The organism is Paenibacillus sp. MER TA 81-3, assembly GCF_023713585.1.
Lineage (GTDB): Bacteria > Bacillota > Bacilli > Paenibacillales > Paenibacillaceae > Paenibacillus_B > Paenibacillus_B profundus.
In genome coordinates, this window is record NZ_JAMAWB010000010.1 from 187,571 (window position 1) to 205,243 (window position 17,673).

Here is a 17,673-nt window from a genome sequence, read left to right on the forward strand (position 1 = left end):
AATAGTGCGCAATCAAAAGGGAGCCGCCAGAAAAACCTGCCAGAGCTGAATAGATTCCCCGTTGAGGCTTGATTTTTTCCCTAACGCATAATTAAAGCGCTTACTTATACTGGGTATACACCGGAACGCGATGACGAGATACCCGCGCTGATGACAGCTGAATAGGTCCGGTGAACATGAACAGAATGGTCAGGAGGGTTATGATGCGCAAGCGGTGGATTTCTGTGCTCGTGTTCCTGCTTGTCGTTTCCATTGTTACCGCATGTGCAGGCGGAACGGGCACAACGACGTCAGGCAAGGATGGAGCAGCGGGCGGCTCGGAGTCGAATTCGTCCGCTAACCAAGGCGGCGGGAAGGACAGCGGTGAGTCCGTAAAGCTGTCTTTATGGCATAACTTTACGGGAGACGATCTGCGCGCCCAGGCGATGCGCGACATTATCGAACAATTTAAGCAGAACCATCCGCATGTCGCCTTAGACATTCAGGCGATACCGCCGGATGGCTATAAAACGCGCTTGAAGACGGTAGCGGCAGCCAATGAAATGCCTGACGTATTCCTTATGTGGCCGGGCACGATGACGAAAGAATTTCACGGCGGCGGCTTGATTCAGCCGATCAATGAGCTGCTCGACAGCAAGCCGGATTGGAAAAGTGGCTTCCTCCCAGGAGCGTTTGACGATTTTACGCTTGACGGGGCCACATACAGCGCGCCGATGGGACTTTCGCCAACCTCCATTCTTTATTACAATCAGGCGTTATTGGATAAGCACGGTCTTCAAGTTCCTGCGACGTGGGACGATTTGATGCAGGCGGTCGCGACGCTGAAGGAGAATAAAGTGACGCCGATTGCACTTGGCAACAAGGCGGCATGGCTGGCGCAATCAAGCATTATAAGCTCGCTCGCCGACCGAGTGACCGGAACGGAATGGTTTTTGAAGGCGGCAAATCAGGACGGGGCCCAATTTACGGATTCGGAATTCATCAAAGCGCTGGAGTTGTTCCAAGGTTTACAGGAGGCTGGCGCATTTCAGGATGGAGCGAACAGCATTGACAACACGCAGATGGAAATGATGTTCGCCCAGGGTCAAGCGGCGATGATGATTGACGGCGGCTGGGCCTTGACCAACCTGTCCGCGAATGCGACGCCGGAGGCGTTGCAGCAAATGGGCGCGACCGTTCTCCCGTCCATCCCAGGCGGGAAGGGTGACCCGAAGACATTGTCCGGTGTCGTCGGCGTCGGTCTTGGATTGAGCAAAAAGGTAGAAGGCAAGCGCAAGGAAGCGGCCTACGACTTGATTTACGCCATGTCTGGACCAGAGGCGCAGAAGCGGACACTGGAAGCGAATCAGCTGGTCAGCTTCAAGCTGGAGCTGGATGAGAGCAAAGTATCGCCGCTCTTTGCCAAGGTAAACCGACTCGTCAATGAAGTGAAGCGCACGCCGGTATATGACGCCGTCTTAACGAGCGCCGGAACGGATGCGGTCAATAACGGGCTGCAGGAGCTGCTGATGGGCGGCAAGCCCGAGGCCGTGGCGCAGAAGATTCAGGAGGCGCAGGCGAAAGCGCTTGGCAAGTAAGCCGGGAGGCGCTGAACTTGAACGGGATTGGAAATGGGGACGGCGCTCTGCCAGCGAGCATGTTGGCGGGGCGCGCCCGTTGCCATAACAGATAAGAAACTATAAGTTTTTTGGGGCCACAAAGTCGCCTGGTCAATTGGTAGTGGCCTAAATGATGCGGTTTCCCTCTTCAAATACATATCTCAACTCTAGCATTCGCAGTCTCTCAATCCTGTTCTAATTACCCCTTTTGTTCACTCTCCCAATGATTCAGATTGCGCAATGAATGACGAGTGCGCAATGAATGAGGAGTGCGCAATGCATGACCAGTACGCAATACATGACGAGTGCGCAACAAGGAGTAATTAAGTTGAGAAAAAAGGTGCAATATTGCGGGGAAGAGCGGATTCTGAAAACGGGAAGAAGGGTCTAATCCCTTTAGTTAAGGGTGGTTAAGTTTAGCCAAACGGCGATTCGATAGGGTTCGCATTTTCTGAGTAGTGGGGCTAGTGAGCAAAAGGACTTTTTGGCAAACCTCCTATTAGGTTCTTCTCCCCTTTATTCAGAATGGGAGCGCCCAACGAGAATAGGTTGTCGGACTACTCTGCAAAAGGTCCTGATGTGCATTCTCCATACCGTCAGGAAGGATGACGACGGGTATAAGATATCTGCCAATTGTATATACCATGCCATGCAGCGGTCGCTCATCATGACAGATAACTAGAGTCATCCTTGGTCGTGCCGCCTCCTGAAGGAGGGGGAGAATGAACCAAAGGGGTGGATGAAGCGGAGCACCTCAGCCTGAACGCGCCATTGCATGAACGAAACAATTCGTTAGTAGTTTCTTAACCGGGTTAACTAGAAAGAGCGTCTCTCGTACAGAGGAAGGAGGAGCCCCTATGCGCGCTTGGACCAACAAACGGTCGTTTATTACGGCAGGATTGACCCCCGCGCTCGTCTTGTACACCATTTTTGTCATCATTCCTATCTTTTGGTCGGCTTATTACGGATTTTTTGATTGGAAAGGAATCGGGGCTGCCCGTTTCATCGGCTTGGATAACTTCGTTGAAGCGCTTAAGGATTCGGTCTTCTGGCTGTCGTTCCGCAACAATATGATCGTTGTCATTGCCTCTGTCTTCGGTCAGGTGCCGATCGCGCTCTTGCTAGCACTGCTTTTAAAGCGCGGCACATGGTTTCAGCGCTTCGTCCGGTCTGCTGTTTTTATGCCAATGGTGCTCTCATCGGTCGTAATCGGGATTATTTGGAGCAACATCTATCATCCGCAGACAGGGCTGCTGAATGCGGCGCTCAGTGCTGTCGGTCTCGAAGAGTGGCGGCGCGCATGGCTATCCGAACCTGGCATCGCCATGTGGATGATTGCGATTCCGATCGTGTGGAATTATATCGGCCCGTATTTAATTATGTTTTTGGCTGCGCTGCACAGCATCCCGTCTGAAATGGACGATGCGGCACATCTGGACGGCGCGACAGGCTTACGGAAGTTGGGCTTCATTACGCTGCCGCTCATCTGGGATACGCTCAAGGTCACGATCGTTCTGTGCATCTCGGGGAGCTTGAAGGCGTTCGATCTGATTTATGTCATGACGAATGGCGGTCCCGCTCATGCGACAGAGCTGCTTGCCTCATATATGTACAACAGCACCTTTACCGTCTATCGCTTCGGATATGGCAGTGCTGTATCCACCCTTATCGTTATTATCAGCTTGCTGATGGTCGCTGGATCGCAATGGCTGATGAAGAAGGAGCAGAGATGAGAGCAATGAGAGCAATGCTTCCGATATAGTTTTTTTGCGATAACTTGTACTCCTCGGTGTTTAAAAAGGGACCTTTAGAACACGTAACTTGAAAGGAGGGAATCGGTATGAAATCATCCTCTGCAGCAGCGGCCGTGCGTGCGCGGGGGCCATATCAGATGTCGGCCAGACGATGGAAGGCGCACATCACACGCTTCTGTGTTTCCTGTGGATTGGCCGTGTATGCTGTAGTTACGTTGTATCCGCTCATTTGGCTCTATTTGAGCGCGTTTAAGACGAATGAGGAATTTTACGCGCATCCGTTCGGACTGCCGCAATCCTGGCAATGGTCGAACTTCGCCCGCGCTTGGGAAGTATCGGGGATGGGACTGGCCATGCTGAATTCATTCATCGTCACGACACTGTCGTTAGCGCTCACTTTGCTGCTGGGGGCGTTGGCGGCTTATATTTTGGCGCGCTTCACGTTTCGCGGCAGGACCTTCATTCATCTGCTGTTCGTGCTTGGCATGCTCATTCCGATTCACAGCACGCTCGTACCGCTGTTTATGATGATGAATCAGATGGGGATATTGAACACGTATGCTGCCCTTATATTGCCGTATACAGCATTTGAGCTTCCTATCGCTATCTTTATCGTGGCGGCTTACTTGGCCAATATTCCGAAGGAAATGGAGGAAGCGGCGCTCGTCGACGGCTGTGGCTACACCGGCATTTTCACCCGCATTATGCTTCCGGTTTCTATGCCAGCGTTGGCAACGGTGGCCATCCTCGGCTTTTTGCGCTTCTGGAACGACTTTGCCTTTGCACTCGTGTTCATCAACAGTCCGGCGCTGAAGACGCTGCCGCTCAGTCTATCCGTATTCGCCACCGGCTACTCAACGGATTATAAGCTGACGATGGCGGCATTGGGCATGGCGGCGCTGCCTACGATCGTCATCTATATCCTGTTTCAGGAACAGGTGATGAAAGGAATGGCGGCGGGAGCGGTAAAAGGGTAACAGACAATGAACAGGATGTTACCACTCTTACAACAATGTAAGCTGATTGTAAGTTAGTTAAATGGCTGGTTGCACCAACAGAGACTACAATAGGATTCAAGACAGGCGATGCCATGACTGGCGGTTACTTATCTCATGTTCTACCACAGTTAATTTTTGTGTCATGTTAAACCCTATTACTCATACGACCCATCCTGGGGTGAGTTCGTTATCGGATTACAATTGCATGTCGATGGCATAACAGTTCCCTCGAGGACGAACTTGCCCCCAACCCATTCGTGTCGGTGGAAGGAAGCTACCTGTCGGTTTCCTTCTATACCGGCACTTTTTTTATGTTCTGAAGTATGATTGAACGGATAGGGCGCAAGTACTCAAGTTAGCGAAAGCAGCAGGTGCTCAGGCGCTTGGATACTGAAGGCTGGTGGAAGCAGCAGTTACTCAGGCGTTTGGACGCTGAACGCAGGTTTGGCGGAGCAGTATGTGCAGCTCAGTTGGCAGAGGCGGCAGTGTTTTCGGAAGGTGGCAGGGGAGGATAGGAATGGGCTGAATGCAATTGTGCAGTTGAAAATGTTGAAACTACCATTATTTATATTATTATGCAAAAATGGACTTCTCTTTTGCAGTCCAGAACAACAATTTTCGAACAATGGGAATGGGTCAAGTAAATGTACAAATGCAGTTAGAGCGTGTATTATTGCATTTACTGAACCGAAGACGTGAGACGGGACTCAAGCAATACGCATTAGCAGCAGGAGTACATGACGAGAACGCGCCGACTCCTTGCGGCTTCCCTATGTTACGACTAGATTACGTGAATTTTGAAATATTCGGTCTGCCCGAGGCCGGATATTGTATAATAGAACACAAATGCTCCCGTTAAAATTGTAAAATAATGGAACTATATCATAATCGTTGGAGGCTGATTCATGCGCAAGGTGTTATCGTTTCTCATTCCGTACCGAAGGCCGATGGGCATCGCGCTTTTCCTAATGCTTATCGAGCTCACTGTAGAGCTGTGGCATCCTTTAATCGCTGCCAAAATTATTAATGAAGGCATTATGCAGCAAGATCTTTCCGTCGTGCTTCGCTGGGGAGGATTCATGGTCGCGTTGGCCTTGATCGGATTCATCTGCGGCATCATCAATTCATTTTATGCTGCCCGCGTCAGTCAGAACTTTGGTTTCGACATCCGAAAACATCTATTCGAAAAAATCCAATCGTTTTCTTTCGCCAGCTTCGATCGATTCTCGACCGCTACCTTGATTACCCGCGTAACGAGCGACGTGACGCAAATGCAGAACGTCGTATTCATGAGCTTGCGCATCATGATGCGGGCTCCACTGCTCGTTATCGGCGGTCTAATTATGGCGCTGGCCGTTAACGTGAAGCTGGGCCTGATATTGGCGGTGGTCATGCCGCTTCTGCTTGTGCTCCTCATTTGGATTATGAGCAAGGGATTCGTGTTGTTCCGTTCCGTCCAGGAAAAATTGGACGAGGCGAACAGCGTGCTGCGTGAGAATCTGCTTGGCATGAGATTGATCAAAGCATTCGTGCGGCACCGCCATGAAAACAAACGGTTTGCGAAGTCCAATGAGGAGTTGATGGCCAAGACCGTAGCCGCTCTGCGCCTCGTCGAGCTGACGATTCCGCTGCTGCTGCTCATCATGAACCTTAGCGTGCTCGGCATCCTCTGGTTCGGCCATTTGGAAGTGAATGCAGGCGGGGTGAACGTCGGCGAAGTCGTCGCTATCGTTAATTATGCGGCACGGATGACGGGAGCCATGTCCATGGTGTCGATGATATTGATGGTCATTTCCCGTGCGAAGGCGTCGGGGCAACGGGTAGCGGAGGTGCTTGGCACCGATGCGGATATAACCGATGCCGACGATGCGAATGCATCCCTGTCCATCCGGAACGGGAAGATAGCGTTTGAGGACGTGTCGTTTCGCTATCCGGGAACGACGGCGCCTGTCCTGCAGTCCGTTACATTCACTGCACATCCGGGAGAGACGGTCGCCATCCTCGGCGCAACCGGTTCGGGGAAGACCTCGTTGTTCCAGCTCATTCCCCGCCTATATGACGTGAGCGGAGGAAGCGTGCGGATCGATGATATGGATATCCGGAAGATGAAGCTTGATACGCTTCGTCGCGGCATCGGATTCGTGCCGCAGGAAGCGCTCCTGTTCTCGGGAACGGTCATGGACAATATAAAATGGGGCAAAGAAGGCGCCACGACGGAAGAAGTAATTGCCGCCACCCGCAACGCCCAGATCCATGACACAATTATGAGGCTCCCGCAGCAATATGACACGGTGTTGGGACAGAAGGGCGTCAATCTATCCGGCGGTCAGAAGCAGCGCTTGTCTATCGCGCGGGCGCTCATCCGGAAGCCGGCGATTCTGCTCTTGGATGACAGCACGAGCGCCTTGGACGTCAATACGGAAGCAAGATTGCTCGCATCGCTCCAAGAGTATTCGTGTACAACCTTGATTATTACGCAAAAGATCAGCACGGCGCTGCAGGCCGACACCATTCTTCTGCTGGAGGATGGCAAGCTGCTGGCACAGGGCGATCATGCATCCCTCTCACAGCATTCGGAGATGTACCGGCGCATCGTTCAATCCCAGTTCGGAGAGGAGGCTGCAACCCATGCCAATACCGTCACATAAGCCTGTTCAACCTGGCGCAAGGGAAACTCATGGAGCGAGCGGCAAGAACAATGCCGCACCGGGAGGCAAGTCCAAATCAAGACCGAAAGATTGGGCAGGCACGCTGAAAAAAATCTGGTCCTACTTAGCGGACTATAAAGGGCTATTAACGCTCATCTTCATCATGGTGCTGACAAGCACCATTATGGGGCTGCTCGGACCTTTTTTCGTGGGGATAGCCGTCGATCAGTTCATCGTGGCGAGCGACAGTCAGGGACTCATCCTGCTTATCGTGCTCATAGCGGGCGTGTATGTGCTGAACTTCGCATCGCTCTGGCTGCAGAACTACTGGATGATAGGGGTCGCCCAGAAAGCAGTGTACAGCATGCGGACGGAGCTGTTCCGTAAGCTGCATCGGCTTCCGGTATCGTACTTTGCCAAGCGGCAGCATGGCGAGCTCATGAGCCGCCTCACCAATGATATCGACAATGTGAGCCAGACGCTGAACAGCTCGTTCATTCAATTGTCATCCAGCATATTGACGTTCATCGGCATGATTACACTCATGCTGTGGCTCAGCCCGCTTCTGACCTTGATTACGTTAATCATCGTCCCGCTCATGTTTCTTGGCATGAAGTGGATTACGAAGCGGACGGGGAAATATTTCAAGGAACAGCAGCGCAATTTGGGGGATTTGAACGGATTTATCGAAGAAACGTTCTCTGGTCAAAAAATCATCAAGACGTTCTCGCAGGAGCAAAGAGTCATCTCGCAGTTCGTCGAGAAGAGCGAGAAGCTGAAGATGTCCGGCTACTGGGCGCAGACGTACTCGGGCTTCATTCCGAAGCTGATGAATGTGCTGAACAACTTGAGCTTTGCGATCATCGCCGGAGCGGGCGGCGTGCTTGCCGTTCAAGGCATGATTACTATCGGGGTCATCGTCACGTTTTCCGAATATGCGCGGCAGTTTACGCGCCCGCTCAATGATTTGGCGAACCAGTTCAATACGTTTCTATCCGCAATCGCCGGAGCGGAGCGCGTATTCGAAGTGCTCGAAGAGGATGAGGAGAGCAAGGATGAGCAGCGGGCGGTCGAGCTTGCGGAAGTGCGCGGCGAAATCGAGTTCACAGACGTGTCCTTTGCCTACGACAAGGGCGGGCAGACGGTCACGGACATTTCGTTCCATGCGTCTCCTGGCGAAACAGTCGCCTTGGTCGGTCCGACGGGAGCGGGAAAGACGACGATTGTGCAGCTGCTCTCCCGCTTTTATGATTCGGACGGCGGACATATATTTGTCGACGGCGTTGACATCAAGGAAGTGAAGCGGAACAATCTGCGCTTGCATATGGGGTTCGTGCTGCAGGATTCCTACCTGTTCCAAGGCACGATTCGCGACAACATCCGCTACGGGAAGCTCGATGCGACCAACGCCGAGGTGGAGCGGGCAGCCAAGCTGGCGAATGCCCATTCCTTCATTATGAAGATGGCGCAGCAGTACGACACGGTGCTGGAGCAGGACGGCAGCGGCATCAGCCAAGGGCAGAAGCAGCTGTTATCCATCGCCCGCGCGCTGCTGGCCGACCCGGCTATCTTAATATTGGATGAGGCGACGAGCAGCATCGATACGATCACGGAGCTGAAAATCCAAGAGGCGCTGTACCGGCTGATGAAGGGGCGAACGAATATCGTCATCGCACACAGGCTGAATACGATTCGGCAAGCCGATCTCATTCTCGTGCTGGAAGAGGGCACCATTATCGAGCAAGGATCGCATGATTCTCTGATGGCGCAGAGAGGATTTTACCACGGCTTGGTGAACAGTCAATTCCATCGCATTAGCGGGTAAGAATTCGGGTTATAAGGAACACCAAACACACGTTGCGGATTACGAGCAACGTGTGTTTGGCTTTTCGTTGGCGTCAATGCGCTCTCGCTTTGCGTTTGCCGAGAAATGCAGTTCCCAATATGCCGAGAATAATCATGCAGGCGCCAATCAGGTGAAAATATTTCAGCTGCTCGTCTAGCACCAGGACGCCGGCAATCATCGTAATGAGCGTGGCGAAATTGCCGAACACGCTCATCTTCGAGGCTTCCATATGCGAGAGGGCGTAGTTGGACAAAAAGGAGGTGACGAGTGAAGACAACACGCCCAAATACAAGATCGATATAATAAACGTCGTATCCGTGAAAGGCGCGAAGTAGAGCGATACCGTACCGTTCAGGCCGTGGTTCACGAGCGACATCACATTAAACGTCAGGAAGCCGACGAGCGTCATCATATACGTGATATCGATGAGCTTGAATCTGCGCGTCATCGGCCGCGCCATCACGTTGTACCCTGCCGAGGCGAGCGCGGACAACAAGATGAGAACGGTCCCTTTCACGTTGGAAGCATCAATGGCGACTCCATTCATGACGAAGATGTAAATGACCCCGGCAACGGACAAGGCGACGGATAGCTTCTGCCATAGACTCGAACGTTCTTTTAAAAAATAGGAAGCAAGCAGCATCGTTAAAATCGGCACCGCCGCCTGAATGATTCCCGCTTCGGAGGAACTGGCGTAGACCAAGCCGAACGCTTGGAAGGCGAAAAACATCGCCGGATAGAACAGCGCCAACGGCAGGATGCGCACAATGTCTTTGGGTGTTATGTTCAGCTTTACCCACCCGAATATAACAGGTATGGTTGCGATGACAATGGATATGGTAAAGCGATGGGCGAGCGTGCTCATCGGATCTGTTGCCGTCAGGGCCAACTTTACGAACACGAACGAGAAGCCGATGATGAAGGCGTATAATATGGCTGCAAGATAAGCCTTTTTCTGGGATGAATCTATCATGGTTCCACTTCCTTTATAGAGGTGTATATAAGTTGAGCGGCTAAACGGCACGTGGACTATGCTTTGTCCAGTAGAGCCGGCTGTTTTTCAGCTGCTGCTGAAGGAGTGCCAAAGCATTGCACCTAATCCGAAAGTTACCTGTGTGATCTCTCATACACAGTGAAGCGCGCTTAATAGGTACCGGCCGGTATAGTTACATCGTATTAAATCCCCCCACATGATACAATACAAATAAACTATATCTGTACCGGTATAGAATTCGGAATGAGGTTGAGAGGCGTCTATGTATAAATACTTATCCTTGTTAAATGACTTGGAGCATTGGATTCAGAGCGGCGAGTACAAAGAGGGGAACAAGCTGCCATCGATTCGCATGCTGGCCGAGCAATATCGCTGCAGCAAAAGCACGATTATCCGTGCGCTCGATGAACTGGAACAGCGGCATATGGTGTACTCTGTTGCGAAAAGCGGATATTATGTGATGAAACGAAAGCAACCGCGGCGGCATAGCGATCGGTCCACGGTCGATTTTGCCTCCTCTGCACCAGATCCAGAGGTGTTTCCGTATTTGGATTTTCAGCAATGCATCAATAAAGCGATCGATATTTACAAAAATGAACTATTTGTGTATGGAACCAGGCAAGGGCTGCCATCGTTAATCAAGGTGATCGAGAAGCAGTTGGCGAATTATCAAGTGTTTACGAGTGCAGATCACATCTATATCACTTCTGGCGTTCAACAAGCATTGGCGCTGCTGACGACCATTCCGTTTCCGAACGGGAAGGATACGATATTAATCGAACAGCCGGGCTATCATTTGTATATCGAATATGTGGAAACGCATAACGTGCCCGTGCTGGGGATTGAGCGTACGAGCGAAGGCATAGACCTGCAGGAACTGGAACAGCTGTTCCAGACGCAACGAATTAAGTTTTTCTATACGATGCCGCGCTTTCATAATCCGCTTGGAACGTCTTACTCTCAGCAGCAGAAAAAGGCGATCGCCAAATTGGCGGAGCGGTATGACGTGTATATTGTGGAGGACGACTATTTGGCTGATTTGGATCAGGATGCTAAGGCGGATCCGATATATGCCTATGATAGCTCTGCGCATGTCATTTATTTAAAAAGCTACTCAAAGATCATTTTTCCGGGTTTGCGCGTCGGTGCCGCCGTCATCCCGCCAAGCATTGCCGAGCCGTTCCACAAATATAAGAAGCTGCTTGATGTCGACAGCTCTATGCTATCGCAGGCAGCGCTCGAGATCTACATCAAGAACGGCATGTTCGAGCGCCACAAGCAGAAGATTCGCTCCGCTTATTCGTTGCGAACGGAACGTTTGACCTCTGCATTGGAAGAAGCGCAGCGCCAAAGCAAGGGGCTGTACCGTTATACACCGGCGGGTAATCCGTGCATTCATACGTACATATCACTGGATAAAAGGGTGCAGGGTCAAGAGCTTATGACGAGGTTGAAGCAGCAATCCATTCTCGTCGACATGGCGGACGCGAATTATTTATCTTCGTTTCCGAAGAGCTCACTGCTGAAATTAAACGTCTCGAATGTAAAAATCGAGGATATAGAGAAGGGAATTGAACGTGTCATGCTAGAGATTAATAAGTACGACAAAGAGACCCTGTAAGTCCTGCGCCAAAATTGTCAGGGCATCTCCTTGCCGGTACTATTGATAAATATTTATAGTGCGGGTTCAAATGGCCCCTATTCAGCACCGAGAAGTACAAGTTTTCGTAAGAAAACTGCAGCGGAAGCATTCCTGAAGAAGGAGCACAGTGTAGAACAACCTCTTATAGCAACTCCAAGCCTAGTCTTATTGTACGGGCTGCAGCTGTCCGACCGACTGACGCATATGTACGCTGCAAGGGAGCACAATGCGTCTCGGAGGCACGTCCTGATTTTTGATGCGCTCCAACAGCAGTTGAATTCCTTTCTCCCCGAATTCGTACGCAGGCTGCGAAGCGACTGAGAAGAACGGATTCGCCTCTTCTGCCCAGCCGAAATCGTCGAAGCAAGCGAGCGAGAGGTCCTCGGGAACGCGCAGGCCCATTTCCCGGACGGCCTTGAGCACGGACAAAGCAAGCATGTTGTTCGCGGCAAAGATAGCCGTTGGCCGCTGTCCCGGCGCTAAATCCATCCAATGAGCGAGCGATAACGGCCCGTGCTCGCCCAGATAGCTTGTCTCCATCACCAATTGATCGTTATATTGAATGCCAGCTTCCTGCAATGCGTCCGCATACCCTGCCTGACGTTCCCGCGCTGTCGATACGTCCTGTGAACCGTTCACGAGCGCGATGCGGCGGTGTCCGCAGCGGATCATTTCCCGAACCACTTGCTGTGCGCCGATACGGCTGTCTCCGAGTACAGCGTCGCATTCTACGCCAGGAACCTCGCGGTCCAGCAGCACGAACGGAACGTTCTGACGGGTGAGCCACTCCAAATGCTCGCGGGAACGGTCACCGCTCGGTGAAAATAGCACGCCGTCCACACGCATGGACAAAATCATTTCTACATAGTCCTTTTCTTTTGCGAAGCTCTCGTCACTATTGCCGAACATGAGCCGGTATCCGTGCCGCATCGCAGCGTCTTCCGCACCTCGCGCCATCGTTGTAAAAAATGGATTCGTTATGTCTGTAATGAGCAAAGACAATATTTTGCTCTCCTGTGTCACAAGGCAGCGGGCAACGGAATTGGGGATATAGTGCATCTCTTCCATTACTTTCTTAACCTTCGTACGGGTTTTCTCACTGACTCTGCCCGTGTTGTTAATGACCCGTGATACTGTCATCGCCGACACATTGGCCCGTTTCGCAATATCATAAATGGTAGCCATAGACTGAATTCTCCTATAATTTATTGAAATGGGTACGAGAACGAAAATAGTTATACCGATTTCATTTTATTCTATTTGTAACATTGACATCAAGGGGAACAGGTGATATCGTTGAGTTAACGGTAACATTTCCATTTAAAGGTGGAGGGATTTGCGTGAAAGAAAAGGCCATGCAAAAGGGTGTAAGCGTTATCGTAATGGATGATCGCGATCATGTCGCGACCGCTCTCAGGGAGCTTGTTCCAGGCGAGACCATTACGTGCGAAGTTCAAGGGAATTCAGTGTCGCTAGCAGTCAATCAGCCGATTCCTTTCGGTCATAAGGTGGCAGTCATTCACATAACGGAAGGCGAGCATGTGCGCAAGTATGGGGAAGTCATCGGGCGCGCCGTCTGCGACATTCCGATCGGCGATCATGTGCATGTGCACAATATCGAAGGGATTCGGGGGCGCGGAGATCAGGCTGGTGGAGAGTCATCCTCGGCGGAAGCGTAACGGAGCCGACAGGCACCTGAAATAGCAAGCACAGCTCATTTGTACGGGAAAGGGGAATCTAGCATGAGTTTAACGTTTCAAGGCTATCGGAGACCGAATGGTGAGGTCGGGATTCGCAATCATTTATTAATTATTCCTACCGTTATCTGCTCGAATCAAGTGTGCAACCGTATTCAGCAGCTCGTACCGAATACGGTGGCTATCCCCCATCAGCACGGGTGCAGCCAGATTGGCGCGGATAAGGATCGCACCTTCGACGTGCTCGCCGGAACGGGCAAGAACCCGAATGTCGGCGGGGTCGTCATCGTAAGCTTGGGCTGCGAGGTCGTCGATCCGACACAGCTGGCAGAGGAAATTCGCAAGACAGGCAAGCTCGTGGAAGTATTTGATATTCAGAGCGTTGGAGGTTCGGTCAAAGCGATTCAGCATGGAGTTCAGTTAGCGCAGGAGATGAGAACGAAGCTGGATGCGATGACGAAGGAAGCAATTCCGTTCTCTGAGCTGAAGATCGGCGTGAAATGTGGCGGCTCCGATGCGACGAGTGGTCTCGCGTCGAATCCGGCTCTTGGCGTGGCTGCCGATGCGCTTATTGCCGAAGGCGGCACTATCGTTATCGGCGAGACGACGGAAATTATCGGGGCGGAGCATGTGCTGGCAGACCGCTGCCGCACGACGGAGACGGCGGACGATCTGTATCATATCGTGAACCGCTTCGAGAAGGAAGTCGAGCGGATGGGAGCCGATATGCGCGGCGGCAATCCGAGTCCGGGCAACATTGCCGGAGGCTTGAGCACGATCGAGGAGAAGTCGCTCGGCTGCATCAGCAAGTGCGGAACAGCGCCGATTGAAGGGGTAATTGAATACGCCAAGTCGATTCCGCAAGGCGGTCTATATTTTATGGATTCGCCAGGCAATGACATCGAGTGCGTATCCGGCATGGCGGCAGGCGGCGCGCATTTGGTCTGCTTCACGACGGGGCGCGGAACGCCTACCGGCTCAGCGGTCATTCCGGTGATCAAGATTACCGGCAACCGTATCTGCGCGGAACGGATGGCAGACAACATGGATGTGGACGTCAGCGGAATGCTGGAAGGAAGCGTCTCCTTGCAGGAAGCGGGCAACCATATCTGGGATGAAATTCGCGCCGTGAGCGATGGTCAATTGACGAAGGCGGAAGTGCTCGGCCATGCGGAGTTCAGCATTAATCGAATCGGTCCGAGCTTATAGAAGATGTTCAAAAGGGTGCTTTTTGAACACGCACTTATAATCAATGATTACTTATGGGATAACAGGAGGAACTAACATGGGGCGTTTAGCGGGACGTATTGCATTAGTTACCGGGGGGAGCCGCGGTATTGGAGAAGCGATTGTATATCGATTGGCGGAAGAAGGAGCGGACGTCGCAATCAATTACGCCTCTGCGTCATCTTACGAGAAGGCATTGGCTGTAAAGCAGAAGGTTGAGGAACTGGGTCGTAAGGCGGTTGTCGTGCAAGCGGACATCGGCAGCAAGGCTGAAGTGCTGAACATGTTCGACGAAGTCGAGAAGGAATTGGGCTACGTTGATGTGCTCGTGAACAACGCGGGCATCGCGCCGTTCGAGTCGTTCATGAAGGTGACGGAAGAAACGTGGGATCATACGTACAACACGAACGTCAAAGCAATCTTCATGACCTCGCAGCGCGCGGCGGAACATATGATTGAGAAGGGATACGGCAAGATCGTCAACGTGCTGTCGACAGCCAGCTTGATGGTCACAAGCCCTGTTATTCCGCACTATCAATCTTCAAAAGCAGCTGCTCATATGCTGACGAAGGGCATGGCGATCGAGCTGGGCAAATATAACATTAACGTGAACGCGGTCGGGCCTAGCACGGTCGATACCGATATGTGTACGGACTTCTTGGCAGCTCCAGGCATGCGTGAAAAGGAAGAGCAGGCGAATCCGATGAAGCGGCTCGGAACGGCACGTCAAATCGGCGATGCAGTTGTATTCTTGGCGTCCGAGGAAGCGATGCAGGTGAACGGTCATCTGCTCATGGTGGACGGCGGCCTTACCGTTAAGGCGGCACAACCGGAAGACCATATGGAACGGTAGGTGACGGCATATGCTTAACATTTCGAGAATGGTCGATCTGTCGCAGGAACTGTACCATCTGTGTCCGGTGCTGCCGGACTTTGAACCGCCGAAGATGGATTACATCTGTGTAGGACCGCGGGACGGTTGGAAGCTGGAGAAGATTACGATGAACCTGCATACCGGAACCCATATGGATGCGCCTGCCCATCTCGGCGAATTCGATGTTACGCTGGATCGCATTCCAGTGCAGCAGTTTCAAGGGCGGATGGTGTTCGTGCCGCTGCAGGACAGAGGGGCGAAGCATCCGATCGGGCGTGCGGATCTGGAACCGTATGAGGAGCAGTTGAACGAGCATTCGATTGTGCTGCTGTATACCGGTTGGGGGGAGAAGCGCGGTTGGACGAAGGAATGGATTTATGAGTCTCCTTATTTGTCCAACGAAGGCGCCCGTTATTTGGTTGAACGGGGCATTAAGGCAGTTGGCATCGATCATTTCAGCATCGGCGGCACAGGAGAAGAAAACGAGGAGACACACCGCATCGTCTTGGGAGCGAACATCTGGGTGGCGGAAGGCTTGCAGTTGAATGATCCGACGCTTCGTGAGGGAGATTGGCATGTCATGGCGCTGCCGCTTCACATCCGTGATTCAAGTGGCGCTCCGGCCCGTGTGGTGGCCTTCCAATGGGAGGTTGAATCACGTTGAGTCTTTCTAAGTGGGAATATCGCATCGAGCATGATGCGGCTTCCTTGAATGAATTAGGGGAACAAGGCTGGGAGCTCGTTGCCGTCACCGTTGTCGAGGGTGTGGAGCAATTGTATTTGAAGCGGCCGGCTCCGAGCTTCCGCGAGCGGCTGACGCTGGATCAACGAGAGGAAGTGGCCCGGCAGGCCGCTTTCTCTTCCACTAGCACCAAGGAGGTGAGCCGATGAAAAAGGGCGGCATTCTGCATCCGCAGCTGAACCGCATTCTCTCGGAGACGGGTCATACCGATATGTTAACAGTCTGTGATCGGGGATTTCCGGTGCCGATGAGCGTTGAGCGGCTCGACCTGGCCTTATGCGACGATATTCCGACTGTCGTGGACGTGCTGCAGGCGGTGGCTGGAGAATTCATCATCGACTGCGTCGTCATTACAGAAGAGATGCAGTCGTTCAGTCCGGAACGGGTGGCTGAGCTCAAGGCGCTTTTGCCGGATGTGCGGTGGAAGGTGATGGCGCACGTTGAGTTCAAGCAGCTGTGCCAGGAATCGAGAGCGGTCATTCGGACGGGAGATACGACGCCATATGCCAATCTCATGATCGTATCTGGTTAACGTTCAATGATGCATGTGTGAACGGCGATGAATTTATTTATATCGACATGGCGATTGCCGAAAGCCAATAACGGTACGTTGCCAAGACCTTCTCTCCACTCTCCCTCTCATTCAGAAACCGTAGGGGTGAAGATTAACTGAGGCCAACATTGGTTCTCAGTCGATGCGGCAACATCACCGTTCGATCACACCGTCTAGCGCCTGAGATATGCGGGAACGTTGTTACTGATCGAAGGGGAGAATGCTCGGAATTCAATAGTTCAACTTATCTGCGATCTAGCATAACTAGCATAAAGATTACATTCGAATAGAAGGAAAGGAGATTCAGCATGCGCTTGGAAGGAAAGGTATGTATCATCACGGGCGCGGGCTCCGGCATTGGCCGGAGTACCGCCCTTCGTTTCGCGAAGGAAGGAGCGACCATTGTCGTAGCGGATATTCAATCAGAAGGCGGACAAGAAACGGTGCGGATGATTGAAGAACTGGGAGGAAAGTCGATGTTCATTCAAGTCGACGTCACTTCTCCAGAGGAAGCGAAGGCGATGGCGGACGCCGTAGTCAAGCAATATGGACGCATCGACGTCTTGTTCAACAATGTGGGCGTGAGCGGTATCGGGAGATTGCACGAAATCGAGCCAGAGGCATGGGACCGCGTCATTGCGATTAACATACGCGGCGTGTTTTTGCCGAGCAAATATGTTCTCCCTTACATGATGGAGCAGCAAAGCGGGACCATTATTAACATGTCCTCTTGCATTGCGGAGATGGGCTTGGCGAATCGCGCTTCCTACGCGGCAACGAAGGGAGCGGTTCTCTCATTGACGAAGTCCATGCAGGTGGACTATGCGCCATACCACATCCGGGTGAACGCACTGTTGCCGGGAACCATTTTCACACCATTTGTGGAGAACTATTTGCGCAATTCCTACGATGATCCGGAAGCGGCCATTGCCTCCATTAAGACACGGCAGCTCAGCGGGGAACTGGGACGTCCTGAAGATGTCGCGGAAGGTGCCCTGTTCCTGGCTTCCGACGAATCCAAATTTATGATGGGCTCACCGCTTTATATCGATGGCGGAGTTGTGTTCGGCAAAAATGCGTAATGGAATAACACATATATA

15 protein-coding genes are annotated in these 17,673 nt (G+C 52.1%); 13 read left to right on the plus strand and 2 right to left on the minus strand.

Annotated elements, in window-relative coordinates:
- Window positions 1-203 precede the first annotated feature (203 nt).
- The 5 genes from M3650_RS16600 (at window position 204) to M3650_RS16620 (ending at window position 8,823) form a co-directional block, all read left to right on the plus strand.
- Window positions 204-1,577: an extracellular solute-binding protein gene (locus M3650_RS16600; RefSeq protein WP_251576402.1), complete on the plus strand. Its 1,374-nt coding sequence runs from the start codon at window positions 204-206 to the stop codon at window positions 1,575-1,577.
- 878 nt (window positions 1,578-2,455) lie between these two features.
- A complete protein-coding gene (locus tag M3650_RS16605) occupies window positions 2,456-3,331 on the plus strand; it encodes a carbohydrate ABC transporter permease (protein WP_251576404.1) in 876 nt (291 codons plus the stop codon).
- A gap of 107 nt (window positions 3,332-3,438) precedes the next feature.
- Window positions 3,439-4,329, plus strand: a complete 891-nt coding sequence (locus M3650_RS16610) for a carbohydrate ABC transporter permease (protein ID WP_483311753.1) — start codon at window positions 3,439-3,441, stop codon at window positions 4,327-4,329.
- A gap of 926 nt (window positions 4,330-5,255) precedes the next feature.
- Window positions 5,256-6,998, plus strand: coding sequence for an ABC transporter ATP-binding protein (locus tag M3650_RS16615; RefSeq protein WP_251576406.1), 1,743 nt, complete (start codon window positions 5,256-5,258; stop codon window positions 6,996-6,998).
- The gene (locus tag M3650_RS16620; RefSeq protein WP_251576408.1) at window positions 6,979-8,823 is read left to right on the plus strand and encodes an ABC transporter ATP-binding protein; all 1,845 of its coding nucleotides are present in this window, start codon (window positions 6,979-6,981) and stop codon (window positions 8,821-8,823) included. Before M3650_RS16615 ends, M3650_RS16620 begins: the two co-directional genes overlap by 20 nt.
- A 73-nt stretch (window positions 8,824-8,896) precedes the next feature.
- Here the strand turns inward: M3650_RS16620 and M3650_RS16625 are convergent, their stop codons facing one another.
- Entirely contained in the window at window positions 8,897-9,817 is a 921-nt protein-coding gene (locus M3650_RS16625; RefSeq protein ID WP_251576410.1) for a DMT family transporter, read from the minus strand.
- 283 nt (window positions 9,818-10,100) lie between these two features.
- Between M3650_RS16625 and M3650_RS16630 the strand changes: the two genes are divergently transcribed.
- Window positions 10,101-11,459, plus strand: coding sequence for an aminotransferase-like domain-containing protein (locus M3650_RS16630; RefSeq protein WP_251576412.1), 1,359 nt, complete (start codon window positions 10,101-10,103; stop codon window positions 11,457-11,459).
- A 186-nt stretch (window positions 11,460-11,645) separates the two neighbouring features.
- Here the strand turns inward: M3650_RS16630 and M3650_RS16635 are convergent, their stop codons facing one another.
- The gene (locus M3650_RS16635) at window positions 11,646-12,665 is read right to left on the minus strand and encodes a LacI family DNA-binding transcriptional regulator (protein ID WP_251576414.1); all 1,020 of its coding nucleotides are present in this window, start codon (window positions 12,663-12,665) and stop codon (window positions 11,646-11,648) included.
- Window positions 12,666-12,820: 155 nt separating this feature from the next.
- Here M3650_RS16635 and M3650_RS16640 point away from each other — a divergent pair, with 155 nt between their 5' ends.
- The 7 genes from M3650_RS16640 to M3650_RS16670 all read left to right on the plus strand — a co-directional run bounded on the left by M3650_RS16640 (window position 12,821) and on the right by M3650_RS16670 (window position 17,655).
- Window positions 12,821-13,159 (plus strand): UxaA family hydrolase, encoded by a 339-nt coding sequence (locus M3650_RS16640; protein WP_251576416.1) that lies wholly within the window; start codon window positions 12,821-12,823, stop codon window positions 13,157-13,159.
- 63 nt (window positions 13,160-13,222) lie between these two features.
- Window positions 13,223-14,386: a UxaA family hydrolase gene (locus M3650_RS16645; protein ID WP_251576418.1), complete on the plus strand. Its 1,164-nt coding sequence runs from the start codon at window positions 13,223-13,225 to the stop codon at window positions 14,384-14,386.
- A gap of 76 nt (window positions 14,387-14,462) precedes the next feature.
- Window positions 14,463-15,257 carry an SDR family NAD(P)-dependent oxidoreductase gene (locus M3650_RS16650; protein ID WP_251576420.1) on the plus strand — a complete coding sequence of 265 codons (795 nt, stop codon included), beginning with the start codon at window positions 14,463-14,465 and terminating at the stop codon, window positions 15,255-15,257.
- Window positions 15,258-15,267: 10 nt separating this feature from the next.
- On the plus strand, window positions 15,268-15,942 hold the full coding sequence (locus M3650_RS16655; RefSeq protein ID WP_251576422.1) for a cyclase family protein: 675 nt from the start codon (window positions 15,268-15,270) through the stop codon (window positions 15,940-15,942).
- Entirely contained in the window at window positions 15,939-16,169 is a 231-nt protein-coding gene (locus M3650_RS16660; RefSeq protein WP_251576424.1) for a DUF4177 domain-containing protein, read from the plus strand. The genes M3650_RS16655 and M3650_RS16660 overlap by 4 nt, the downstream gene beginning before the upstream one ends.
- Window positions 16,166-16,552 carry a D-ribose pyranase gene (rbsD, locus tag M3650_RS16665; RefSeq protein WP_019424049.1) on the plus strand — a complete coding sequence of 129 codons (387 nt, stop codon included), beginning with the start codon at window positions 16,166-16,168 and terminating at the stop codon, window positions 16,550-16,552. The genes M3650_RS16660 and rbsD overlap by 4 nt, the downstream gene beginning before the upstream one ends.
- A gap of 329 nt (window positions 16,553-16,881) precedes the next feature.
- Window positions 16,882-17,655 carry an SDR family NAD(P)-dependent oxidoreductase gene (locus M3650_RS16670; RefSeq protein WP_251576426.1) on the plus strand — a complete coding sequence of 258 codons (774 nt, stop codon included), beginning with the start codon at window positions 16,882-16,884 and terminating at the stop codon, window positions 17,653-17,655.
- The last annotated feature ends 18 nt before the right edge of the window (window positions 17,656-17,673 follow it).